The organism is Anaerococcoides asporogena, from assembly GCF_029590275.1.
Lineage (GTDB): Bacteria > Bacillota > Clostridia > Clostridiales > Clostridiaceae > JG1575.
Genome location: NZ_CP120965.1, coordinates 3607917 through 3630849, shown reverse-complemented (window position 1 = coordinate 3630849; position 22933 = coordinate 3607917). Strand labels below are relative to the sequence as shown.

20 protein-coding genes are annotated in these 22933 nt (G+C 54.9%); 10 read left to right on the top strand and 10 right to left on the bottom strand.

Annotation, left to right across the window (positions count from 1 at the left end; translation table 11 throughout):
• Positions 1-288 precede the first annotated feature (288 nt).
• The 6 genes from P6M73_RS16530 to hydF all read left to right on the top strand — a co-directional run bounded on the left by P6M73_RS16530 (position 289) and on the right by hydF (position 8181).
• Positions 289-783, top strand: coding sequence for an NADH-quinone oxidoreductase subunit NuoE family protein (locus P6M73_RS16530; protein WP_277854106.1), 495 nt, complete (start codon positions 289-291; stop codon positions 781-783).
• Positions 767-2650 carry an NADH-quinone oxidoreductase subunit NuoF gene (locus P6M73_RS16525; protein ID WP_277854105.1) on the top strand — a complete coding sequence of 628 codons (1884 nt, stop codon included), beginning with the start codon at positions 767-769 and terminating at the stop codon, positions 2648-2650. Before P6M73_RS16530 ends, P6M73_RS16525 begins: the two co-directional genes overlap by 17 nt.
• Positions 2651-2653: 3 nt before the next feature.
• Positions 2654-4339 carry a [FeFe] hydrogenase, group A gene (locus P6M73_RS16520; protein WP_277854104.1) on the top strand — a complete coding sequence of 562 codons (1686 nt, stop codon included), beginning with the start codon at positions 2654-2656 and terminating at the stop codon, positions 4337-4339.
• A 23-nt stretch (positions 4340-4362) separates the two neighbouring features.
• Entirely contained in the window at positions 4363-5430 is a 1068-nt protein-coding gene (gene hydE, locus P6M73_RS16515; RefSeq protein WP_277854103.1) for a [FeFe] hydrogenase H-cluster radical SAM maturase HydE, read from the top strand.
• Entirely contained in the window at positions 5427-6803 is a 1377-nt protein-coding gene (hydG, locus tag P6M73_RS16510) for a [FeFe] hydrogenase H-cluster radical SAM maturase HydG (protein WP_277855808.1), read from the top strand. Before hydE ends, hydG begins: the two co-directional genes overlap by 4 nt.
• A 169-nt stretch (positions 6804-6972) precedes the next feature.
• Entirely contained in the window at positions 6973-8181 is a 1209-nt protein-coding gene (hydF, locus tag P6M73_RS16505; RefSeq protein ID WP_277854102.1) for a [FeFe] hydrogenase H-cluster maturation GTPase HydF, read from the top strand.
• 196 nt (positions 8182-8377) lie between these two features.
• On the opposite strand, the gene P6M73_RS16500 is transcribed toward hydF, so the two are convergent.
• From P6M73_RS16500 to P6M73_RS16480, 5 genes are all read right to left on the bottom strand, one after another.
• Entirely contained in the window at positions 8378-8899 is a 522-nt protein-coding gene (locus P6M73_RS16500) for an excisionase family DNA-binding protein (RefSeq protein ID WP_277854101.1), read from the bottom strand.
• 1 nt (position 8900) lies between these two features.
• Positions 8901-9986 (bottom strand): sulfate/molybdate ABC transporter ATP-binding protein, encoded by a 1086-nt coding sequence (locus P6M73_RS16495; RefSeq protein WP_277854100.1) that lies wholly within the window; start codon positions 9984-9986, stop codon positions 8901-8903.
• Positions 9983-10669: a molybdate ABC transporter permease subunit gene (gene modB, locus P6M73_RS16490; protein ID WP_347276304.1), complete on the bottom strand. Its 687-nt coding sequence runs from the start codon at positions 10667-10669 to the stop codon at positions 9983-9985. The genes P6M73_RS16495 and modB overlap by 4 nt, the downstream gene beginning before the upstream one ends.
• Positions 10670-10739: 70 nt before the next feature.
• Positions 10740-11558, bottom strand: coding sequence for a molybdate ABC transporter substrate-binding protein (gene modA / locus P6M73_RS16485; RefSeq protein WP_277854099.1), 819 nt, complete (start codon positions 11556-11558; stop codon positions 10740-10742).
• Positions 11559-11755: 197 nt separating this feature from the next.
• Positions 11756-11959, bottom strand: coding sequence for a hypothetical protein (locus tag P6M73_RS16480; RefSeq protein ID WP_277854098.1), 204 nt, complete (start codon positions 11957-11959; stop codon positions 11756-11758).
• A gap of 54 nt (positions 11960-12013) precedes the next feature.
• Here P6M73_RS16480 and P6M73_RS16475 point away from each other — a divergent pair, with 54 nt between their 5' ends.
• Positions 12014-13207: a YgeY family selenium metabolism-linked hydrolase gene (locus P6M73_RS16475; RefSeq protein WP_277854097.1), complete on the top strand. Its 1194-nt coding sequence runs from the start codon at positions 12014-12016 to the stop codon at positions 13205-13207.
• Positions 13208-13375: 168 nt separating this feature from the next.
• Here the strand turns inward: P6M73_RS16475 and P6M73_RS16470 are convergent, their stop codons facing one another.
• The gene (locus P6M73_RS16470) at positions 13376-14290 is read right to left on the bottom strand and encodes a GNAT family N-acetyltransferase (RefSeq protein ID WP_277854096.1); all 915 of its coding nucleotides are present in this window, start codon (positions 14288-14290) and stop codon (positions 13376-13378) included.
• A 603-nt stretch (positions 14291-14893) separates the two neighbouring features.
• Between P6M73_RS16470 and P6M73_RS16465 the strand changes: the two genes are divergently transcribed.
• Together P6M73_RS16465 and P6M73_RS16460 are read left to right on the top strand one after the other, a co-directional pair.
• Positions 14894-15475 carry a hypothetical protein gene (locus P6M73_RS16465; RefSeq protein WP_277854095.1) on the top strand — a complete coding sequence of 194 codons (582 nt, stop codon included), beginning with the start codon at positions 14894-14896 and terminating at the stop codon, positions 15473-15475.
• Positions 15476-15590: 115 nt separating this feature from the next.
• Positions 15591-16535, top strand: a complete 945-nt coding sequence (locus tag P6M73_RS16460; RefSeq protein WP_277854094.1) for an AraC family transcriptional regulator — start codon at positions 15591-15593, stop codon at positions 16533-16535.
• 221 nt (positions 16536-16756) lie between these two features.
• On the opposite strand, the gene P6M73_RS16455 is transcribed toward P6M73_RS16460, so the two are convergent.
• The 3 genes from P6M73_RS16455 to P6M73_RS16445 form a co-directional block, all read right to left on the bottom strand.
• Positions 16757-16984, bottom strand: a complete 228-nt coding sequence (locus P6M73_RS16455) for a heavy-metal-associated domain-containing protein (protein WP_277854093.1) — start codon at positions 16982-16984, stop codon at positions 16757-16759.
• A 116-nt stretch (positions 16985-17100) separates the two neighbouring features.
• Positions 17101-18951 carry a heavy metal translocating P-type ATPase gene (locus tag P6M73_RS16450; RefSeq protein ID WP_277854092.1) on the bottom strand — a complete coding sequence of 617 codons (1851 nt, stop codon included), beginning with the start codon at positions 18949-18951 and terminating at the stop codon, positions 17101-17103.
• Positions 18952-19047: 96 nt separating this feature from the next.
• Entirely contained in the window at positions 19048-19341 is a 294-nt protein-coding gene (locus tag P6M73_RS16445; protein WP_277854091.1) for an iron-sulfur cluster repair di-iron protein, ric, read from the bottom strand.
• Between the two features lie 406 nt (positions 19342-19747).
• Between P6M73_RS16445 and P6M73_RS16440 the strand changes: the two genes are divergently transcribed.
• Positions 19748-20581: an alpha/beta fold hydrolase gene (locus P6M73_RS16440; RefSeq protein WP_277854090.1), complete on the top strand. Its 834-nt coding sequence runs from the start codon at positions 19748-19750 to the stop codon at positions 20579-20581.
• Between the two features lie 680 nt (positions 20582-21261).
• Here P6M73_RS16440 and P6M73_RS16435 read toward each other — a convergent pair.
• Positions 21262-22899, bottom strand: coding sequence for an IS1634 family transposase (locus P6M73_RS16435; RefSeq protein ID WP_277853696.1), 1638 nt, complete (start codon positions 22897-22899; stop codon positions 21262-21264).
• Positions 22900-22933 lie beyond the last annotated feature (34 nt).

The window sequence follows — 22933 nt, the reverse complement described above, 5'->3', positions numbered from 1 at the left end:
TTTCAGTGATATACAATTTGATGCCATCAAAGCATTTCAGGGGATAAAATGAAATATGGCAAGAATTATGAAAATATAAGCATACGATTTCAGTGACAGAATCACGAATCCGGTTCCGATTTCGAAGGAAAACTCAGATTGTATCATTAAATATATATAAGCGGATAAATAGAATTGACCCAGTTTAATTCTGTAGTATATTATAGTATCGACAAATCGTTAACAAAAATACATCGGTCTGTTGATAATCTATCAATAATTAATGAACGTGCACAGGGGAGGATTAAGATGCAAACTCAGGAAATCAGGGAAACCGTGGACCAGATTCTGCTGGAACACAATTTTAACCCGTCATCGATCATCAGCATTCTTCAGGGGATCCAGAAGAAATACCGGTATCTGCCGGAAGAAGCGATTAACTATGTGTCGGAACGACTCGATGTCAGCTCAGCCAAGATTTATGGCGTAGCCACTTTCTACGAAAACTTTTCACTCGAGCCCAAGGGAAAGCACATTATCAAAGTATGTGACGGAACTGCCTGCCACATTCGCAAATCGCAGCTGGTGCTCGATGGTCTGCGCAAAGAGCTTAATCTGACCGGGAAAAGTAAGACAACGGAAGATATGCTGGTGACGCTTGAGCAGGTTTCCTGCCTGGGAGCGTGCAGTCTTGCACCGGTTCTGAATGTGGATGATGATGTCCATGCCAGAATGACCCCTGCTAAAGTACAGGATTTAGTCAAATCCATCCGTGAGGGCGAAGCGAATGAAAATCAGAACTAGTGAAGAATTAAGAGCCTGCCACGAGCAGTATCGCCGGACGCTGGAAGCTCCGGTCAAGCAGATCGTTGTCTGTACCGGAACGGGCTGTGTCGCCAGCGGCGCGCTGAAGGTCTGTGCCGAGTTTGAGCGGGTGATCCGGGAAAAGAACGTGGAGGCCAAAGTTGAAGTCATTCGCGAAGCCGAGGAAAAGCAGGACGGAATCTTGTTGAAGAAAAGCGGCTGTTCCGGTCTTTGCGAAGCCGGTCCGCTGGTTCGGATCGAACCAGGCAACCTGCTCTATACCAAGGTCCGGCCAGAGGACTGTGAAGAGATTATCGACGGAATGATGAAAGAGGAAGAGCCCATCACCCGGCTGCTGTTCCAGCGGGACGACGAAGTGTTCTCCACCAGAGAAGACATTCCGTTCTATGCGATGCAGACCCGGCTGGTGCTGGAGGACTGCGGTCTGATCGATCCGGAATCCATTGAAGAATATATTGCCCGGGGCGGCTATCTGGCCCTGGCCAAAGCGCTGGAGGAAATGACCCCCCGGCAGGTCTGCGACGAAGTTCTGGGATCCAAGCTGCGGGGCAGAGGGGGCGGCGGATTCAGTGCCGGTACCAAATGGTCCCAGGTTCTGTCCTTTGAGTCCGATGAGAAGTACGTCATCTGCAATGCCGACGAAGGAGACCCAGGTGCCTTCATGGACAAGTGCATCATGGAAGGAATCCCGCACAGCATCCTCGAAGGCATGATCATTGCCGCATTCGCCACCAAGGCGACCGAGGGCTATATCTACGTCCGGGCGGAATATCCCCAGGCGGTCAAGCGCATGACCAAAGCCATCGAACACGCCAGAGAGTATGGCTTGCTGGGTGAAAACATCCTGGGAAGCGGCTTGAATTTTGATATCCATATCAACCAGGGTGCCGGAGCGTTCGTCTGCGGCGAAGGCAGTGCCCTCATTGCCTCCATTGAAGGAGAGCGCGGCATGCCCCGGGTCAAGGCCAAGCGGACCGTCGAGGAAGGCCTGTACAAGAAGCCGACCGTCCTCAACAACGTTGAAACCTACGCCAATTTAAGATATATCATCACCAACGGCGCGGAATGGTTCCGTTCCTACGGGACGGAGTCCAGCCCGGGAACCAAGGCGTTCTCTGTCACCGGAAATGTCAACAATACCGGAATTGTTGAAGTGCCAATGGGTACCCCGCTGCGCGAGATCATTTTCGGCGCCTGCGGCGGTATCAAGGACGGCAAGGAATTCAAGGCGGTTCAGATCGGCGGACCCTCCGGCGGCTGTCTCACCGATGAGCACATGGATCTTCCCCTGGACTTTGATTCTCTGTCCAGTGTCGGCGCCATGATCGGCTCCGGCGGTATGGTTGTCATGGATGAAAGCACCTGCATCGTTGAAGTTGCCCGCTTCTTCATGAACTTCACCCAGAATGAGTCCTGCGGCAAGTGCGTTCCCTGTCGGGAAGGCACCAAGCGGATGCTGAGCATCATGGAAAAGATCGTTGCCGGCAAAGCCACCCTGGATGATCTGGACCTGCTGGAAGAACTGGCTCACACCGTCACCGACACGTCCCTGTGCGGACTGGGCAAAACCGCCGCCAATCCGATTCTCTCCACCCTGAAGTACTTCCGGGATGAGTATGTGGAGCATATTGTGGACAAGAAATGCCGGGCCGGCGTCTGCCAGGCGCTTAAGACGATCAAGATTGATCCTCAGCTGTGCAAGGGCTGCAGCAAGTGTTCCCGGATTTGTCCGGCGCAAGCGATCCACGGAAAAATCAGAGAACCCTATGCCATTGACCAGGACAAATGTATTAAATGTGGCGCCTGCATCGAAACCTGTGGCTTCGGTGCCATCGCGGAGGTATAAATCATGGGAAGCATGATCATTGATAACAGAAAAGTAGAATTCAGCAGCGAGAAAAACGTGCTGGAAGTAGTGCGCAAAGCCGGCATTGATCTGCCGACCTTCTGCTACCACTCGGAACTGAGCATCTACGGCGCCTGCCGGATGTGCATCGTGGAAGATGAGCGCGGAAAGGTGTTCACCTCCTGCTCCACCCTGCCCAAAGAGGGCATGACCATTTATACCCAGACCCCGAAACTGCGCAAGTACCGCAAGACAATTCTGGAGCTGCTCCTGTCCAACCATGACCGGGACTGCACCTCCTGCAACATCACGGGACGCTGCGACCTGCAGAAACTGGCCCGCCGCGTTGGCCTGGAAGAAATCCGGTTTGAGGAACTGGACCGCAATCTGCCCATCGACCGGTCCAGCCACAGCATCGTCCGCAACCCGAACAAGTGCATCTACTGCGGTGACTGTGTCCGGGTCTGTGAGGAAGTCCAGGGAGTCGGTGCCATCAGCTTTGCCAATCGCGGATCCAACCTGCTGATCACCCCTGCCTTCAACAAGGGCATTGGAGAGGTCAACTGCGTGGACTGCGGACAGTGCCGCGTGGTCTGCCCCACCGGAGCCATTACCGTCAAGGATGACCGCAAGAACTTCTGGGCTCTGCTGGAAGATAAGAAGAAGCGCGTAGTCGCTCAGGTTGCTCCGGCTGTCCGGGTCGCCCTGGGAGAACGTTTCGGCATGGATGGCGGAGAAATCACCATTGGCAAGATTGTCGCGGCCTTAAAGATCATGGGCGTCGATGAAGTCTATGATACCGCCTTTGCTGCGGACATGACGGTCATTGAGGAAAGCGCCGAGTTTGTGGACCGCCTGACCAAGGGGGAAAACCTGCCGCTCTTTACCAGCTGCTGCCCGGGCTGGGTGAAATTTGCCGAAAACAAGCATCCCGACCTCTTGTCCAACATCTCCACCTGCAAATCGCCGCAGCAGATGTTCGGCGCTGTGGTCAAGGAGTACTACAAAGCCAAGGATCAGGCCGACGGCCGGGAAACCGTCATTGTCTCCATCATGCCCTGTACTGCCAAGAAAGCCGAAGCGGCCCGCCCGGAATTCGAGGCCGAAGGCATTAAGGATGTCGATGTCGTTCTCACCACCCAGGAACTGGCCAGTGCCATTAAAGAAATGGGCATCGTCTTTGACGAGCTGGAGGATGAAGCCTTCGATATGCCGTTTGGACTGTCCAGCGGAGCCGGTATGATCTTCGGCGCCACCGGCGGTGTCACCGAAGCGGTGGTTACCCGTCTGCTCAGTCAGAAGCCGGATCAGCATGCCAAGCCTGTCATCTTCAAAGATGTCCGCGGTCTGGAAAACATCAAGGAAGCCACCTTCCATGTGGACGGACTGGAAGTTCGCCTGGCCGTCGTCCATGGACTCAAGCACGCCGATGAACTGGTCCGCCAGATTAAATCGGGTGAAAAGAACTACCACTTCGTGGAAGTTATGGCCTGCCCCGGCGGCTGCGTTGCCGGCGGCGGACAGCCTTCACCGGTCAATCATGACTTAAGAGCTCAGCGCGCCAGCGGACTGTACAAAATTGACCGCGGCTCCCTGATCAAGAGCTCTGAGAACAATCCGGAAGTCACTCAGATGTTTGAAGACCTTCTGGCCGACAACAAGCACCTGATTCACGTACACAAGCACTAAGCCCGAGCGCTGGAGACCTGACTATGCATACCAAAATCAACCGCTGCATTGAACTGATTGATCGTCTGGATGAATCCCATACCCTGACGGGGGAAGAAATCCAATACCTTCTGGAGCATGTCGAGGAGACCAGCCGGGACTACCTGACCCAAAAAGCGGATGCGACCCGTCGCCGGATTTACGGCGACCGGGTCTTCCTGCGGGGACTCGTGGAGGTCTCCAATTTCTGCATCCGTCATTGCCAATATTGCGGAATCAATGGGCTTAACCCCAACATTCGCCGCTATCGACTGAGCCAGGAGGAGATCCTGGCCAGTTGTCGTGGCGGCTATGAAATGGGCTTTCGGACCTTTGTCCTGCAGGGGGGAGAAGACCCCGCTTTTACCGACGAAGTGCTGACGGAGCTGATCCGGACCCTCAGACGGGATTTCCCGGATGCCGCCGTCACCCTGTCGCTGGGAGAGCGCAGCCGCGAGTCTTACCGCCGTCTGCGTGAAGCCGGAGCTGACCGATACCTGCTGCGCCATGAAACCAGGAACCGGGATCTGTATCAGAAAATCCATCCCAATTCTGACTTCGACGAACGGACCCAGTGCCTGAGGGATCTGAAGGAGCTGGGCTACCAGGTGGGAGCCGGCTTCATGGTCGGCATTCCGGGCCAGACCAGGGCCGACCTGGCCCAGGATCTGCTGTTCGTTAAGGAGCTGGACGCTGAAATGGTTGGCATCGGCCCGTTTATGCCGCACCATGACACGATATTCAAGGCGGAACCGGCGGGAAGCCTGGCCGATACGCTGCTCCTACTGTCACTGACCCGGCTGCTGCTGCCGCAGGCGCTCATCCCGGCTACCACCGCCCTGGCCAGTGTGGCTGACGACGGGCGGGAACTGGGACTCAAGGCCGGCTGCAACGTCATCATGCCCAATCTGTCCCCGCCGGGGGTTCGGGCCAGCTATTCGCTGTATGACGGAAAAGTCAGTTTCGGCAGTGAGGCTGCCGAAGGAAAAACGTTACTGGAACAAAAAATCAAGGACGCCGGTTATCAGACCGACCTCTCCAGAGGGGACCATGCCACATGGAAAATAAAATGATTATCAATGAAGCCTATATTAACGACCTGCTGGACTCAACCCAGAATCCGACGTTGGAAGATATTCGCCAGGTTCTGGCCAAAGCCGGCAAAAAGCAGACGCTGACCCACCGGGATATCGCCCTGCTCCTGCAGACGGAAGATCCGCAGGTCATGGCTGAAGTGTTCCGGATTGCCAGCCAGATCAAGCATGACATCTACGGCAACCGCATTGTCATCTTTGCCCCGCTCTATTTGAGCAGCTACTGCGTCAACAACTGCCGGTACTGCGGCTACAAGGTGACCAACCAGATGCCGCGGCGCAAGCTGACCCGGGCGGAGATTCAGGAAGAGGTCCGGCTGCTGGAGCGGATGGGCCACAAGCGGCTGGCGCTGGAGGCCGGTGAGGATCCGGTCAACTGCGACATGGACTATCTGGTGGAGGCCATCAAGGCAGTCTACGACACCCACAGTGATAACGGCGCGATTCGCCGGGTGAACGTCAACATTGCGTCCACCACGGTGGAGAACTACCGCCGCCTCAAGGATGCCGGCATCGGAACCTATATCCTGTTCCAGGAAACCTATCACAAGCCCACCTACGAAGCCATGCATCTGGGCGGACCCAAGCGCGACTACAACTATCACCTGACCGCCTTCAACCGAGCGATGGAAGCGGGCCTGGACGATGTGGGCGCGGGAGTTCTGTTCGGCCTCTATGACTATAAGTTCGAAGTGCTGGCTCTAATGCTCCACAACAGCTATCTGGAAGAAACCCATGGCGTGGGCTTCCACACCATCTCCGTGCCTCGAATCAAGCCGGCCAAGGGGATGGATCTGGCCGAGTTCCCGCACCTGGTCAGCGATGACCAGTTCCGGAAAATTGTCGCCATCCTGCGCCTGGCCGTTCCCTTTACCGGAATCATCCTGTCCACCCGGGAGAGCCATGCCATGCGCCGGGAGGTCATCGAGTACGGCGTATCCCAGATCAGCGCAGGATCCTGTACCGGCGTCGGCGGCTACAAGGAAAGCGACGCCCGGAAAGAGGAGAGCCAGTTTGAGGTGGCCGATGACCGCAAGCCCATGGATGTGCTCAAGGAGCTCATTCTGGAAGGCCACATCCCTTCCTACTGCACCGCCTGCTACCGCACCGGCCGGACCGGGGACCGCTTCATGAGCCTGGCCAAAAGCGGCGAAATCCACAATGTCTGTCAGCCCAATGCGCTGATGACCCTGCTGGAATACGCCCTGGACTACGGCGACGCGGAATTCCGCAGTGCCGTTGACGCCCTGGTAGAACAGGAAATGGATCGGGTGACCCGCCCGGCGATCCGCGAGAAGCTCGTGGAAAACCTTGATAAAATCCGTCAGGGACAGCGCGACCTGTTCTTCTAGACGCCCGTGACGCCTTCCTTAAATCATTCCGAGAGCATTTCTCGGATGATACCGCGACCGTCCTCGAATGATCCCGGGGCGGAATCACGGGACAGCCAAACGAAAGAATAAATAAAGACGGACCAAAGCCCGGCAAGCTTCGGTCCTGATGGAAAGCAGGTGCCTCTAAGTGGAAACACCCAAAGCCAATCGAAAACATATCGTATTATACGGAAAAACCAATGCCGGCAAGTCTTCCCTGATGAACCGGCTCATAGGCCAGGAGATCAGTCTGGTGTCCGCTCAGAGCGGAACCACCACCGATCCGGTGGCCAAGGCCGTGGAGCTGATCCCGTACGGACCGGTGGTGCTGGTTGATACCGGCGGCATGGAGGATGAAAGCAGCTTGGGCGAGATGCGCATGCACAAGACCAGGCTGGCACTGGAGCAGGCGGACCTGATTCTGTACGTTATGGAGATCAGGGAAAATCCCGCCCGGCTGGCCTCTCTGCGGGAAGAAATCGCCCGGCGGGACATTCCGGCCGTTCTGGCCATCCATAAAACGGATGAAGCCGATGAAGCGGAACTGACCGCGGCGGTGCAGGCTGCCAGGGCACTCTGGTCCGGCTGGGAGGTTGTACCAACCTCCATTCATGATGACCAAAGCATCGAAACGCTGCGCCATGCCCTGGGTCGCCGCCTGGGTCCGGCGGATGGAGAGGAACCCCTGGTGGGGGACGTCATCCCCCGGGGCGGAAGCTGCATCCTGGTGATTCCCCTGGACGCGGAAGCGCCCAAGGGTCGGTTGATTCTGCCCCAGGTGCAGGTGCTGCGCGACCTTCTCGACCATGGCATCCGTACCACGGTGGTGCGGGAGACCGAGTTGCCCGCCGCCCTGGCGGCACTCGGGCCGGTGGATCTCATCGTAACCGATTCCCAGGTCTTCCATCAGGTGGATGCCATGGTTCCGCCGGAGCAGAAGCTCACCAGCTTCTCCATTGCCCTGGCCCGGCAAAAGGGTGACCTGCGGGAACTCCGTGAGGGCATCCGGCGTCTGAACGAGCTGTCGGAGATCGAACAGCCCAGCATCCTCATCATGGAAAGCTGCAGCCACAATGTATCCCATGAGGACATCGGCCGGGTGAAGATTCCGGCACTGATCCGGAAGAAACTAGGCCGGGAGGTCCGGTTCGACTACGCCATGGGGAATGATTTTCCGGAGGAGCTGGCCCGGTATGACCTGGTGGTTCACTGCGGTTCGTGCATGTTCAATCGCCGGACCATGCTCAACCGGATGCGCCGCTGCCGCGAAGCCGGCGTGCCCATTACCAATTACGGCATGGTATTCGCCTACGGCACCGGCATTCTGGACCGCGCCATTGAGGTGTTCCTGCCCTAGCTTGGGGCAAGGCGCAATCCGGTTAAGATCCCGGCACCACCGGTGAAGCAGCATCAGATATGCGCCGATCCCCCCGAACCGTCAAATCCCTTCAGAAACTTCATGAAGAAAATCCAACCATAAAAATCAACCAGAAAACTTAACCAGAAAACCCCTGCGCCTTTCCACCGAAAGGGCAGGGGTTTTCTGGTTGGGTTCAGCGAAAGACTCGTACGGACAGCGCTTTGAAGACGGCATACAGGGAATCGCCGACCGCAAAGCCCAGTTCACGGAGCGACCGCGGGGTGATATGGGCGGTCAGCGGGAAGCCGACATCCAGGAGGACCCGAATCTCTCCGTCCTCCTGCTCAATCGACCGGACAATGCCCGGGAGCACATTGCGGGCACTTGATTTCAGCGGGTCCATGCTCAGGATGACATCATCCGGGGAAATGGCAATCCGGCCGGGCCCCGTCAGCGGAGTGCTTACCCAGATCCGGACATCCTCAACCAGCGCCAGGGAATCGCCTTCCTCCCGGATCAGTTCGGCGGCAAAGAGATTGTCATATCCTCTGGCCTTCATCAGGTAGAGCTGGAACTGGGCATCGGAGATCCGCAGGTGGCGGCCCAGGCGGTGAGCGGACAGTTCGCCCCGCTTGATCATTTCGTAGACGGTAAATTTGGTGATTTTCAGCCGGTCGGCGATTTCTTCGGGAGTATAGAGGACATCCTGAATCATGTTACGGTTCTCCTTGAGAATTGATTTCTTTCAGCAGCAGGATATGCTCCGGTGCAATATGAACATAAAGAAGCCGGTCCGGAGCGCGGAATCGATGCATCTGAGCCGGGGTGAGGGGCAGCCGGAGGAACAGGGGGGAACAGCCCGGGGCATCGCCGGCGGCAACCTGGATCGACCCGGTGAAGGGGTCCGGTTCCTTCTCCGTCAGCCGGACCGGGAAGCAGTTGACCTCAACCGGTGCCTCCAGAAGCTGAAGCGCCTGTTCCGGCAGAGAGACATGGCAGGCACCGGATGGAATGTCCCGGGCGGTGGTCAGCCGGATGCCCCAGGCGGGGGCTTCCAGCGTCCGGGAATCCAGAACCTGGATGGGCGAGATGTTTTTATGACCCGTCAGGCGGGCTGTTTCAACCCAGGCGGGGTGCCGGAACATGGCCTGGGTTGGACCGATTTCGACCAGGGTGCCCTGATGCACCAGGGCGGTGTGCTGGCAGAAGCGCCAGATTTCACGGATGCTGTGGGAGACATACAGAACCGTGCCTTGATACTCCTTCAGAATCGTCAGGAACTCCGGTTCCAGCTGATCCCGCAGATGGCTGTCCAGTGCCGAGAACGGCTCGTCCAGCATCAGAATTTCCGGATCCCGGGCCAGCATCCGGGCCAAAGCCACCCGCTGCTGCTGCCCGCCCGAGAGCTGCCAGGGGTAACGATCCCGCAGTTCTTCGATCCGGAGCAGTCCCAGATAGCGGTCGAGCAGTTCCCGGCGGTTGGCTTCCCTGCGGTCAGACAGACCCAGGGTAATGTTCTGCGCCACCGTCAGATGGGGGAACAGCGCATAGTTCTGAAACATCAGGCCGATGCGGCGCTGCTGGGTCGGAAGATTGACTCCCGCAGCTGAATCAAACAGGGTGTTTCCGTTGAGGACAATCCGGCCTTCATCCGGCGTCAGGATCCCGGCGATGCAGTGCAGCGTCATGCTTTTGCCGGATCCGGACATGCCCAGCAGTCCGATCCGCTCATCCTCGACGTCCAGGTCGACGGTCAGGCGAAACTCGCCCAGATTTTTTTTGAAATGGGCCGACAGACTCATGAGCGCCTCCCCCGGGTCCGATCTTTTTCCCGCGCGCTGAAATAGTTCAGAATGCCCAGAACGATCAGAGAGATGATCAGGATGATTCCGGTCCAGCGAATGGCAATTTCATCCTTGCCGGCGGCATTGGCAAAATAAATGGCGAGGGGAATGGTCTGGGTCACCTTCGGGATATTTCCGGCGATCATCAGGGTTGCTCCGAATTCTCCCAGAGCCCGGGCAAAGGCCAGGATGGCGCCCGAGATCAGACCGGGCCAGGCCAGGGGCACCAGAATTCGGAAGAAGATCCGGGTTTCGGTCAGTCCCAAAGTCCGGGCGGCCCAGATGTAGTGGGGGTCGACCTGTTCAAAGGCTCCTTTGGCGGCACGATACATCAGGGGAAAGGACACCACCACCGAGGCGATGACGGTGGCCGGCCAGCTGAAGATGACCGTTGTGCCCAAAGCGGCCAGAATTTTTCCCGGAAAGGAGTGCCGGCCAAACAGGATCAGCAGCAGAAAGCCGATGACTGTCGGCGGCAGGACCAGGGGAAAGGTGAAGAACACATCCAGCAGCCACTGGACTCTTTTTCCCGACCGCATGGCCAGGCGCGCGGCAGCCACCCCGAGGCAGGCCGTGATGATGACCGCCAGCAGCGAGGTTTTCAGCGAGATAAGCAAAGGGGAGTAATCCAGTTCCATCATGAGCAGCCTCCGGGTTCTGATCCAGCGTCCGAAGCGATGCCCCGGAGAAGAATTCGTTTCTATTATTATATCAATACTGAGGGGTGAAGCCATACTTAACAAAAACGGCTTTGGCTTCGTCGGTGAACAGGAAATCCACAAAGGCTTTGGCCAGATCCGGCTGCTTCGCCGCCTTGACTGCACCAGCCGGATAAACGATGGCCTTGTGGCTGCCTTCCGGTGCTTTCAGGACAATCTGGACCTTGCTGCTGATTATGGCATCTGTTTCATACACGATGCCATAATCCACCGCCTCGGTTTCGACCCAGGCCAGCACTTCCCGGACATCCTTGGCAAACACGAATTTCGGTGTGAGCGGCTCAAACAGCTGCAGGTTCACCAGGACTTCCCGGGCATACTGTCCGGCCGGCACGCTGTCGGGATCGCCGATGCCGATCTTTTTGACGCTGTCCTGGCCAAGATCCTTGAACTCCTTCAGGGAAGCGGCGGACCAGGGAGCAATCAAAACAACCTCATTCTTTAAAAGCGGCTTCACCGTAGATGGATCCATCAGACCGGCGTCAGACAGGGCGGTCATCTGCTTCTGACCGGCGCTGACAAACACATCAACCGGAGCACCCTGTTCAATCTGCTGCTGCAGAGCTCCGGAGCTGCCGAAGTTAAAGCTGATGTCCGCACCGCTGTGCTTTGCCAGGAACAGGGGCTTGAGCTCTTCCATGGCATCGCTCAGGCTGGCTGCAGCGGAAATCTGCAGCGAGCCGGAAGCAGGCGTGCTCGTCTGACCGCTCGACGGGACCGATCCCCCGGTGGTTGACACAGTGGCAGGGCTGCAGGCTGTCAGGGACAAACCGAGAACCAGGAGCAAAGACAGGGTGCTAAGACGTTTCATACGAAATCCCTCCAGTTGAATTGACCAAAACGTAACCGATCCTGTTTCATTGATTTAAGTTCATTTTAGTTCGGTTTTGTTTGGTTTATTTGAATAATACAAGTTTAAAATACTCCAACTCCAACGCTCTGTCAATCACATCGCCCGGTTCTTGCCGATGGTCGGAAGCAGCCAGGCAGTCAGTTGAATTTCCCGTCTCAGTTTTGAGCTCGCCCCAGAATGCCGGGCTGGAAGAACCCTTCGGAGGGCGTTCCGTTTCCCTTCTGTCGGATCCAGGTTCCATTTGTCGTCGGACTCCAGTAGAATGAAACTGACACCATGGGAACGGGAGTCTTCTTCACTCGCCGGGATCCCTTGTTTCGCAGACGATTTTTTACCAGAAGCAGCTCTGAAAACTTCATTTGCTAATGAGACTCAGCTCTGAAAATTTCATTCATTAAGGAGAGACGCATACCATGGAAGAACGCCTTATTTCACTGGCTCAGGAACTGATCCGGATTCCCAGTCCGTCAGGACAGGAACAGCAGGCTGCCCTGGCCATCGAACGGACGATGAAGGAACTTGGATTTGATGAGGTTGTCATTGACCGGTACGGCAGCGTAACCGGCCGGATCAGGGGGCGGTATCCCGGTCCCACGGTCCTGCTGGACGGCCACATCGACCACGTCGACGTCATCGATGCCGCCGAGTGGCTTCATGATCCCTTCGGCGCTGAAATCGAGGAGAACAGGATTTATGGCAGGGCGGCCTCGGACATGAAGGGGAGCGTGGCGGCCATGATCATCGCTGCCGCTGAGTTTAACCGGTCCACCGGCGGGGCGTTTGGCGGCAGTGTATGTGTGGCCGGAACGGTCCATGAGGAATGCTTTGAAGGGGTGGCGGCCCGGGAGGTCAGCCGGGTTCTCCGTCCGGATCTGGTCATCATCGGGGAAGCGACCTCAGGCACACTGAAAATCGGACAAAGGGGCCGGGCGGAAGTCATTGTTGAGGCGGAAGGCCAAAGCTGCCACTCGTCCAACCCGGAAAAAGGCATCAACGCGGCTTATCATATGGTCAGTGCGATCCAGGCATTTCGCGGTCTCACACCGCCAAGCCATCCGATCCTGGGGAAGGGCATATTGGAACTGACCGACCTGATTTCATTCCCTTATCCCGGTGCATCCGTCGTCCCATCCCGCTGCCGGGCCACCTTTGACCGACGGACGCTCCCCGGTGAGGATCCCGAAGCGATCTTAAGCCCGATCCGGAAAATTCTGGAAACCGTCAAGCAGCAGATTCCGGAGCTGAAGGCCACGGTCCGGCTCGAGCAAGGTCAGGCCCCATGCTGGACGGGTGAAACCATTGCGGCTCAGCGGTATTTCCCCGCCTGGCTGATGGAGGAGGACAGTGAACTTGTCCAAAAGTGCCGAAAAGGCCTGCGTCAGGTGGGAATTGACGCACCCCTTTCCCACTTTTCCTTCTGTACCAACGGCAGTCACTATTGCGGGGAAGCCGGGATCCCCACCATCGGATTCGGACCTTCGCTGGAGAGTCTGGCCCATGTCCGGGATGAATCCATCGAGATCCGGGAACTGGTGACGGCCTGCCGCGGGTTCATCGGTATGCTCTCCGAGCTTCTGGCCTGTCCCAAAGAAGAACCGGAACAGTAAACCAGTGAGACGAATGGGGGGAGAACTTGATGCCCCGGCCGATCACAGCGATCGGCCGGGGCATTGAAATGGGACCAACCCAGGGGCAAAAGAATGAACGGGAGATCGGATCAAGACGAGATGGAATCAAAGGGCGAATGCCTCAAGGATTGATACCGTTCAAGGAAATCAGCGAACCTTCCGGCGCCACTTCCAGAATTCATCCTGCCCCTCCGGAACAAAGCCCAAGGTTTCATAAAACGGCTGATCACCGCCCAGCATTCCCCGGGCCGGACCGATCTTGCGCACCCGATTGGCCGCTTCCCAAAGCAGAGCCTTTGCAACCCCTTTGCGCCGGTGCCACCAGACCACTCCCAGCGGTTCCAGTTCACAGTAGGGCATGGCCTCATGGTACCAGATGATCGCCATGCCAGCCGGCTTGCCCTCGGGATCCAGTGCCACCAGTTCCAGTTCCGGACGGTAGTCCGGCATCTGCCTCAAATGGTTGAAGGCGGCTTCTCCTGTCTCCGTGTGGGGAAGGCCGTATTGAAAGGAAAAGGCGTGGACAAGTAGAAGGCAGGGGGCCGTTGTGCCATCAATGATTCGAAATCCCGCGGGCAGCTCTATTTCAAACGGTCCCTCCGGGAAAGTCAGAATGTTCTGGCGGTCATGAATGCCTTTGAACTCATAGACCCGCTCCCTGGCATACTCACGCAAAACGGGGCATTGAACCGGCACATGCAGATCCAGAATCCGTTCCCCCGTGGTTGATTCAAAGCGGGCAATGTGGGTTTCGGCATGGAAGAGCATCCGGTCCAGAAGTTCGCGGTCATTCATTCGGCTGACCCGGTCAAAGAGGGGGAAGGCGCCGCCATCGTAGTTCCCCTCACTGACCACCGCTGCCGCCAGATGATCTCCTTCAAACCAGAGTCCGTTGGTGTGGCGCCAGCTGCCGGGCGCTCCGACATAGGCCGGATGCAGCCCGTGACAGAATTCATGGCGGCTGATGCTCCAGGCCGGAACCGACCATTGATAGCTGGCCAGCACCAGTTCCCGGACCTGTGCGTCATCAGATTCCCGATAATAGCGGAATGTATAACTCATAGATTCACCAGCTTTCCATCAGATTTCGTTCCAGCAGGTCAGAGACCAAACACAGCCCTGCATAGTGATCCCCTAAATCGAATTTGAAATCGGCCTGCTTTTCTCCTTTATTATCCGTTTCCGAATTCAGGAGTACAAGAGAACAGTTGATGAAAACCTGTCAGTTCAGTTTCAATTCCTGCACCGTCTGTTCCACGCGTAAGCTGACTCGACCCTAACCCGACCCTCAACCGGGATCTCCGGATCCCGGACCCTCAGGCTCTCAGGTTCTCTGCCATTACATGCAATCTGCTCATACTTGACTTGCTCTCTGTTTCCTCAGCAGGACATTTTTAGACATCGAACCCTTTCCGGTCACCGGGACTGGATATATTCTCACGGATCTTTATCACCAAGCCACGCGATCAACTATAATAATAGTAGAGATACCATGAAGGATGCGCCGTGGGCGCTGTATTGAACCATAAGGAGCAGCCATGGTCTACCTGAAATCTTTCTATGCATTTTCCCGGAAACTGAAAGATTCAAACCATCATAGGGCGGAATCTGCTGATTCTGACCCTGGCTTTTCTGATTCTGTCGGTCTGGCAGGCACCTGATACGATGACTTTGCTGGCGGTTCTCAGCTTTCTCCCGGGAGTGTTCCTGGGGATTGTGAAGGGAGACAAATATGTCGTGACCAGAGATTCTTTGGACGTCCTGAAGAAGAACTTTCCGCCGGGCTTTGACACCAGGGATCTGTACCTGCATCTGGACTGGGTCTGGCCAACCATTGAAACCCATCTAAAGGATAACCACCTCTTTGTTATTCAGCCGGATCATTTTCTGGTGGAGGATCTGAACGAAATCGACTGGATCTACACTTCCTATGGTTCAGGCCGTTCCATGTATTACTTTTTTCTGGAAATCATCCGGAAGGATCAGCGGCATCGGATCGTTCGTCTGCCGCATACGACCGATATGGACTGGTCCGGGGTTTCGCGTACCAAGGATGATCTGCTGGATCTGATGGAGTTCCTGCGCCGCAACTACCCGCATATCCGGATCGGCTATACCAGGGAGCGACGGGAAGCCTTTCTCAGCGGACTGCCCTGGTATCCCAGGCTGCTGGAACGGCCCCGCTTCGCAGGTGCGAGGGATTTCATCCCATTGAACCCGGATCCGGCCAGCGGAAGGGATGCCTGATCCGGCGCATGGTCAAATAGGATTGAAACAGGTGCAGGAATCACACGTACTGTCAAGAAATTGAACTTCTGAACTGGTAAGATGAACTCAGACACAGGGAAAAGAGGTGACCGGAATGGGATCCCGGGATACAGTGGAAGCGGTACAGCGGATGCAGGATTATATGGAGGAGCATTTATTGGTTCCCATTACGATGAAGCAGCTCGCCCGGGCGGCGGGGTATTCTCCCTGGCATGCCGCCAGGATCTTCCGGGAGGAGCTGGGCAAATCACCCTTTGAGTATCTGCGGGCGCTTCGGCTCAGCCGGGCCGCACTGAAGCTGCGGGATGAGCCAGTGCGCGTTCTGGATGTCGCGCTGGAGTTTGTGTTTGATTCCCACGAGGGCTTTACCAGAGCCTTCAGCCGGACCTTCGGCGTGACGCCCAGCCGGTATAAGGCTCACCCCCAACCCATCGGGCTGTTCATGCCCCATGGGATTGCGGACTACTATCGATTCCTGGAAAATGAGGTGAAACAAATGAAATCGGATCACAATGCTGCCGTTCAGACTGTGTTCGTTCAGATCGTGGAACGGCCGGCTCGAAAACTCATTCTGAAACGAGGCATCAAAGCGGAACAATATTTTGACTACTGTGAGGAAGTCGGCTGTGATGTCTGGGGACTGCTGACCAGCGTCAAGGAGGCTCTGTACGAACCGATTGGTCTGTGGCTGCCGAATTCCCTGATCCGGCCCGGCACGTCCCGATATGTGCAAGGCGTTGAAGTCCCGGCAGACTATACGGGCATTGTGCCTGAGGGTTATGAACTCATTGATCTGAAACCCTGCACCATGATGGTCTTTCAGGGAGAACCCTATGAGGACGAAACCTTCGGTGAGCGGATTCAGGAAATCTGGCTGGCCATGGAGAACTATGACCCCACGGTATACGGCTATGCCTGGGCAGATGATGAAGCACCCCGCTTCCAGCTCGAACCCCAGGGTTTTCGCGGATACATCGAAGCTCGCCCCGTTCGCCGACTGATCCACGAGCAGATCGCCAAACTGGATTCACAGCCATGACACCTTAATCAGAAACAGAAATCCTTGAGCCTCTCAAAGAGCTTCGTTGTTTATTCTGGGTTATTTTTAAGTGAATAGACCGAATATCAGATTGAAAACTGGTGACAGGAAAAAAACAGGATCCTGAGACTGAACCAGTCTCGGGATCCTGTTTTTGAAGTGATTTGAAGTGATTTGAAGTGATTTGAAGTGATTTGATATCCATCCTGCTCCGGCAGAACTTATTTCACCTTCGAAGTGATGATCTCATAGCCGACTCTGCGGATGGCTTCTTCAATGGTTTCGATGGACAGCTTGGTTTCATCAAACTTGAGCTTCGCCTTGCTGGTGTTGAAGGATACACTGGTAGCTTCCTGATCGATGCCGTCCAGGGTTTTCAAAGCTCCCTCAATTTTCAGCATACAGGATGGGCAGGTCAGAGTTTCTAACTGGATGGTTGCAGATTTCATTTTTTTTCTCTCCTCTTACGAATTGATGTTATTTTAGGATATATGGGATGGGGATTCAAGTAGGATCTGGATTCAAGGGGGAGTCCGGTTAGTTGGCCAGATTCAGGAAGTCCGGATTAGTTCAGTTTATAGCGCATGAGCCGCATGCCGTTGAGGATGACGGCCAGGATGCTGGCCTCATGAACGAGCATGCCGATGGACATGCTGACCCATTCACTGAACAGCACGCCGGCCAGCAGCAACACGACGACGCCTACCGCGATGAGGATGTTCTGCTTCATGTTCCGGGCGGTGGCTTTGGTCAGTCCCAGTGCATGGGGCAGACGGCCAAAGTCGGAGTTCATTAATACCACATCCGAGGTTTCGATGGCCACATCCGTACCGCTGCCCATGGCGATGCCGATCTGGGCGAGAGCCAGGGAGGGGCTGTCATTGACGCCGTCGCCGACAAAGGCGACAATCTGGTGTTCCTTTTCAATCAGATTGCGGACATACTTGGACTTATCCTCCGGCAGGAGATTGCCGATGGCTCGGGTCAGTCCCAGATCGCGGCTTACGGCATCCACCGTGCCCTGGTTGTCGCCGGAGAGCATGATCAGATTCTTCACACCCAGTTTTTTCAGCCGGGCCAGGTCTTCGCGGATTCCGGGCCGGAGCTGGTCCCGGATTCCCATAAGGATCTTCAGTTCGCCGTCCACTGCGGTCAGCACCAGGGAGTTTCCATTCCCTTCGAAGCGCCGGATATCCGACCGGACCTGCTCGCTCAGAACAACTTCTTCTTTTTCCATCAGGGCGACATTGCCAACGGCCACGCGGTGTCCGTCGACACTGGCAACAATGCCTCCGCCCTTGAACACTTCGGTATTGCTTACGGGATAAGTCTTGATTGGCCCGATCTCCTGAAGGACAGCCTTGGCCAGGGGGTGGTCGGATTCGTACTCGACACTGGCCAGATAGGCCAGGGACTCGCCGGGTTCACCGTACCCGGCTTTTTCAGCCACCGTCGGATTGCCGACGGTGAGGGTCCCGGTCTTATCAAAGACCATCGTCTGCACCCGGCTGAAGTCACCGATGACTTCACTGCCTTTGAGCAGAATGCCGTGACGGGCTCCGTTGCCGATGCCTGCTACATTGGATACCGGGACTCCGATGACGAGAGCGCCGGGGCAGCCCAGGACCAGAATGGTGATGGCCAGCTCGACATCTCTGGTTGCGAGCCAGACGATGAACGCCAGTACCAGAACCGCGGGGGTATAGTATTTCGAGAAGCGGTCGATGAACCGTTCCGCTTCGGATTTGGAATCCTGGGCTTCTTCCACCAGTTCGATGATCCGGCCAAAGGTGGTATCTTCACCCACCCGGTCAGCCACGATCTGAAGGGTGCCGTTGTCGAGGATGGTTCCCGCAAAAACGGTGGAACCCTTCTCCTTGCTGACCGGAAGGGATTCTCCGGTGATGCTGGCTTCGTTGATGCTGGCTTCGCCGCTTTGCACGGTTCCGTCCACCGGTACCTTGGCTCCGGTTTTGACCAGGAGAACATCGCCCACATCGACCTCATCCACATCCACTTCCTCGAACTCGCCGTTTTCCATTTGCTTCAGCGCGCTCTCCGGAGCCATTTCCGTCAGCTCACGGATGGCGGATCTGGTTTTATTCAGCGTCCGCTGCTCCAGGTATGCTCCGAACAGGAAGAGAAAGGTTACGATGGCAGATTCCTCAAAGTTACGGATGACAAAGGCACCGGCCACAGCGATGGTAACCAGGACATCGATGCTGACCACCTTGACTCGCAATGCCTGATAAGCCTGGATTGCAATGGGAGCCACTCCGATGAGGGATGCGATGATCAGCGCCCAGACCAGGACGATTTCCTGATGAAAGAGCCATTCAGCCAGGAACCCGATCGCGATCAGAATCCCGCTGAGCCATGTGATTTGATTTTTGTGTTTTAGAATATACCGCTGCATAAGCGCAACTCCTTTCCTTCTCCAGGCGATGTCCTCATTGACTCCACTTCAAAAAAGTTCCTCTTCCCGGCAGACGCAAAGAAGAGGAGTCCCGCTTTATCCGTGATAAGCTTCATCCAGCTCGGACAGCATGACATAGACCGCTTCATAGCTCTCACAGACATCACCGGGAACGGTATAGCGGTCAGTGAGTTCCCTCAGGCGGCTGAATTCAGACTCAAGATCCGGGGCTTCCGAATCAGATTGATTGATTTTTGCGATCATCTCATCGTATACTTTCCGAACTTCATGGAATTCAGGGTGATGTTCCCCGTGAACCCGGGCGACCACCGGTACAAAAAGCTTGAGCTTGTCCAGATTCCGTTTTTTTGCTTGTGCGAATGTCATCATTTTTTTTCCTTCCTTTATTACCTGTATTTTTATCAGAGCAGCTTTTCCGCGTGAACCAAAGGAATAGACCTGTCTCTGATATCCGATCTTCTGATTCTATTCTAGTCGAACTCTGCCCGGTAAACTATGATTCAAATCAACTTTCAACCAAGTTCTAAGGATAAAACAAGTTGAGGCGGACTGTAGTACTGAATTCAGCGGGCTGTCGTCAGCTTGGGAAATAATCAGAGGATTCATGAAACCGGAAGTAAATCCTATTGTAGGATACCTAGGATCAAATGATTGTAAAGTAAAAATCTCCGGCGACTGTTTCGATCAGCACAGGAGACCTATTCCGGTGTTATTAAGGTAATTAGAATACTACCTGGAATATGCAAAAGCTGAACTTAAAAAGGAGGAACGAGTCATGATTGATTCTGCTGTCAGCATTGAACTTCCCAATAAAGTAAAGATTTCCTGCTTTGAGAGGGGGTCATGGGAAGGCGTCCCGATGATTCTGCTCCATGGATTAGGCGACTCCTGGCATATCTTTGAACTCCTCATGCAGGATCTGCCCCAGTCAATCCATGCGTTTGCCCTGTCGCAAAGAGGCCATGGGGAGTCAAGCCGGCCGGACTCAGGATATGACACCGGGGATTTTCAAGGGGATTTGGAGATGGTCATGGATGCCTTGAATCTTGAGAAAGCGGTTATTCTGGGGGCTTCCAGCGGAGGTTTTCCAGCCAGAAGTTTTGCACTCAGTCACCCGGATCGCACCCTGGCCCTGATTCTTCTGGGAGCTCCGGCAACCCTTCAGGGTAATCCGGCAGCTCAGGAGGTATGGGAGTCCACCCTTTCAAAATTGACAGATCCGGTGGAAAGGGATTTCGCAGAACGCTTCTTATTGAGCACTCTGTCAAAGCCGATTGCCCAAGATTTCCAGGAGATGTTACTGAGGGAAAATCTGAAAGTGCCGGCAAGGGTATGGCGGGATACGATGGAGGGCATGATGAAGGAGGCATTCCCCGGGGGGTTAAGCAAAATCAGTTCGCCTACCCTGATTATCAGGGGAGACCAGGACAGACTTCTCACCAGAAGCAGTCAGGAGGAGCTGGCGAAAGTGATCCCCGGGTCTCGGCTGGTTGTACTGAAGGACGCCGGGCATTTGCTTTACTGCGAGGATCCCAGAGGCGCTGCAACGGCTATTGCCCGTTTCAGCGATGAAGTGAACCAGAATACAAGGGGAGATAACCCGGTCTGAATCAGATCACCGAGGATCAGCTGGCGCTGGTTCACATCTCGTCCCAAGAAGGAAATAAAAGGGAGTTCGCCGGAGGGAAATCTGCCTGGAATCAGATTCAATCAGACTTCTGTGGACCGTCAGAGGGGAGAATTCCTGCAGATTTCACAGGGATGAACACTGTTATCTGATCCATGCTTCCGTGGGAGCATAGGTGAAAATAGGACATGGCAATGCCTGAATGAGTAGGATCATGGTGGAAAGTACTCTTCGCAAGGTGTAAGCTTAAGGTTAAAAAATACACCATACGAAAACATATGCATCTTGTGGTTTGCACTTAATGTTTGTAAACGCTTGGTTATGTCCATATCAAATGAGGAGATGAAGATCATGAAACGGATGAAATGCCTCCTGGTCGGGATGATGGGAAGCATACTGCTGCTCACAGCCTGTCAGGGAACTCCTGTTTCAACGACCGGAGGTACTCAGCCAGTAATCTCCGGATCAACCCGGCCGGCGACCGTTCCGGGCACCCAGCCGGCGACTATTCCAAGCACTCAGCCAGGGACGACACCCACTTCCACTACTCCTGGAACGACAGTTCACAACATGGGAAATCTCAACGTATCTTCCAGAAAAAAAACCTCAAAATTGATTGGTGCCTCTTGCTTTGAGGCACTTTTTCAATTTCCAATGTATGGTCAAAACTTGATTTCCAGCAGTTCCGCAATCTTTCTCTGCTCTTCGCTGAGTTCGGAGATGACTTCGCTCTCCACGCCGCTGAATTCGACGATTTCTTTGCGGATCGATTTGAGAACTTCGATGACATAGTCAAAGGTATATTCTTTGTTTTTTCCCTCAACATCGCTTTCCATCAGCGGTTTGATGCGCTGCTTCATGTTCCACATCAGGTAGTAGGCAAGCATACACACAAAGACATGGCAATCCACTCGGTTATCAGTTTTGTGGAATACCGGTCTGATGTCGAGTTGCACTGTCTTCAGGTTGCGGAAGGCCTGTTCAACATTGATCAGTTTCCGATAGCTCCTGACTACTTCCTCGATCTCCATATCTTCTTTCGGCACACTTGTGAAAATGACATAACAGCCGTCAAACTGCTCTTCTTCCCGGATTTTGGCTTCGTCGAAGGACCAGGAGAAGGTTCCGTCGATGATGGTAGACTGCACGAATTTACCGACTTTGAACTTATTGATAACCTTGCCTACCCGGATCCCCAAGTCGCCATCATCAACTTTGCGCTTGCCTCTGGCGATCTTATCCAGCTCAATACGGGTCTTTTCCAGTAATGCACGGCGAGTCTGCCCCTCATCGGCCGCGCGGGCGTTGTTCTTGCACAAGCCATACCGGATTCCCTTTTCAGGGTCCACCACTTCGACGATATTCTTCTCATCGAACATCGACAGCTGCACATCTTCCCGTTCGCAGAGCTTCTCGATCTGGGAATGGGTCAGGGCTGAAATCGTATGGATTTGGAAGGCTTCCTGGGTTTGGATTTTCTCAAACTGCGCCTTTGTGATCATCCCACGGTCACCCACGAAGATGGCATTCTCAACTCCATACTTTTCTTTGATCTCGAGGATCTTCGCCGATACGGTCGTCTCATCCTTGGTGTTTCCCCGGAAGACCTCGACAGCTATGGGGCACCCATCCTGACTGCAAATAAGGCCGATGACGATTTGTTCATGGCCTCTTTTTTTATCACGGTTGTAGCCGTAGGTGATCATTTTGCTGTTTGAATATTTTCCTTCAAAATAGGTACTGGTGATGTCATAGAGGATTACACTGCGCTGGGTCAGATGCTTTTGTGCCAGTTTCTTCTGGATGATGTCCTTGCGCTCCATGAGACGATCCATGGGGCTGTAGCAGTGATGGTTGACATCGATATTCGTGTCAGTCACACCGCACAGTTCCCACAGCGAGCTGAAAGAGCCCACTCGGGTAAGGGACAGCTTGCTGCCCGCATAGATGACGCGGCCGACTATCATAGCCATAACATCCTGCACCCACGGCTCAGCCGGGCGGGAGTAGATGATCTTGTCGAGTCCGGTGGATCTGGCGATCTGGCGCAATGCAAACGAAGCCCCATACTCCTTGGAGTTGAGGATTTTAAAGTCTGATTTCAAGACGACATTGCCTTGAAAAGCAGCCTGGATGAGTTTCAACGTGGCCAAGGGAACGCCAGTGATCCGGGATAGCGTTTCGTGCTTAATGACACCGTTCTCCCTGTAGGAAGAGCGGATGAGACCATACGGATTTGAACGATGGGTTTGGATCTCTAAATGCAGTCGTGAAGACTTTTTATCACTCGACGATTTCATAAGACACCTCACCATTGAACTGTATAGTATTATT

Bases quoted from the DNA above. Each gene is read 5' to 3' on its own strand.
- P6M73_RS16530 (WP_277854106.1), top strand. From the start codon at position 289: ATGCAAACTCAGGAAATCAGGGAAACCGTGGACCAGATTCTGCTGGAA.
- P6M73_RS16525 (WP_277854105.1), top strand. From the start codon at position 767: ATGAAAATCAGAACTAGTGAAGAATTAAGAGCCTGCCACGAGCAGTAT.
- P6M73_RS16520 (WP_277854104.1), top strand. From the start codon at position 2,654: ATGGGAAGCATGATCATTGATAACAGAAAAGTAGAATTCAGCAGCGAG.
- hydE (WP_277854103.1), top strand. From the start codon at position 4,363: ATGCATACCAAAATCAACCGCTGCATTGAACTGATTGATCGTCTGGAT.
- hydG (WP_277855808.1), top strand. From the start codon at position 5,427: ATGATTATCAATGAAGCCTATATTAACGACCTGCTGGACTCAACCCAG.
- P6M73_RS16500 (WP_277854101.1), bottom strand. From the start codon at position 8,899: ATGATTCAGGATGTCCTCTATACTCCCGAAGAAATCGCCGACCGGCTG.
- P6M73_RS16495 (WP_277854100.1), bottom strand. From the start codon at position 9,986: ATGAGTCTGTCGGCCCATTTCAAAAAAAATCTGGGCGAGTTTCGCCTG.
- modB (WP_347276304.1), bottom strand. From the start codon at position 10,669: ATGATGGAACTGGATTACTCCCCTTTGCTTATCTCGCTGAAAACCTCG.
- modA (WP_277854099.1), bottom strand. From the start codon at position 11,558: ATGAAACGTCTTAGCACCCTGTCTTTGCTCCTGGTTCTCGGTTTGTCC.
- P6M73_RS16480 (WP_277854098.1), bottom strand. From the start codon at position 11,959: ATGAAGTTTTCAGAGCTGCTTCTGGTAAAAAATCGTCTGCGAAACAAG.
- P6M73_RS16475 (WP_277854097.1), top strand. From the start codon at position 12,014: ATGGAAGAACGCCTTATTTCACTGGCTCAGGAACTGATCCGGATTCCC.
- P6M73_RS16470 (WP_277854096.1), bottom strand. From the start codon at position 14,290: ATGAGTTATACATTCCGCTATTATCGGGAATCTGATGACGCACAGGTC.
- P6M73_RS16465 (WP_277854095.1), top strand. From the start codon at position 14,894: ATGACTTTGCTGGCGGTTCTCAGCTTTCTCCCGGGAGTGTTCCTGGGG.
- P6M73_RS16460 (WP_277854094.1), top strand. From the start codon at position 15,591: ATGGGATCCCGGGATACAGTGGAAGCGGTACAGCGGATGCAGGATTAT.
- P6M73_RS16455 (WP_277854093.1), bottom strand. From the start codon at position 16,984: ATGAAATCTGCAACCATCCAGTTAGAAACTCTGACCTGCCCATCCTGT.
- P6M73_RS16450 (WP_277854092.1), bottom strand. From the start codon at position 18,951: ATGCAGCGGTATATTCTAAAACACAAAAATCAAATCACATGGCTCAGC.
- P6M73_RS16445 (WP_277854091.1), bottom strand. From the start codon at position 19,341: ATGATGACATTCGCACAAGCAAAAAAACGGAATCTGGACAAGCTCAAG.
- P6M73_RS16440 (WP_277854090.1), top strand. From the start codon at position 19,748: ATGATTGATTCTGCTGTCAGCATTGAACTTCCCAATAAAGTAAAGATT.
- P6M73_RS16435 (WP_277853696.1), bottom strand. From the start codon at position 22,899: ATGAAATCGTCGAGTGATAAAAAGTCTTCACGACTGCATTTAGAGATC.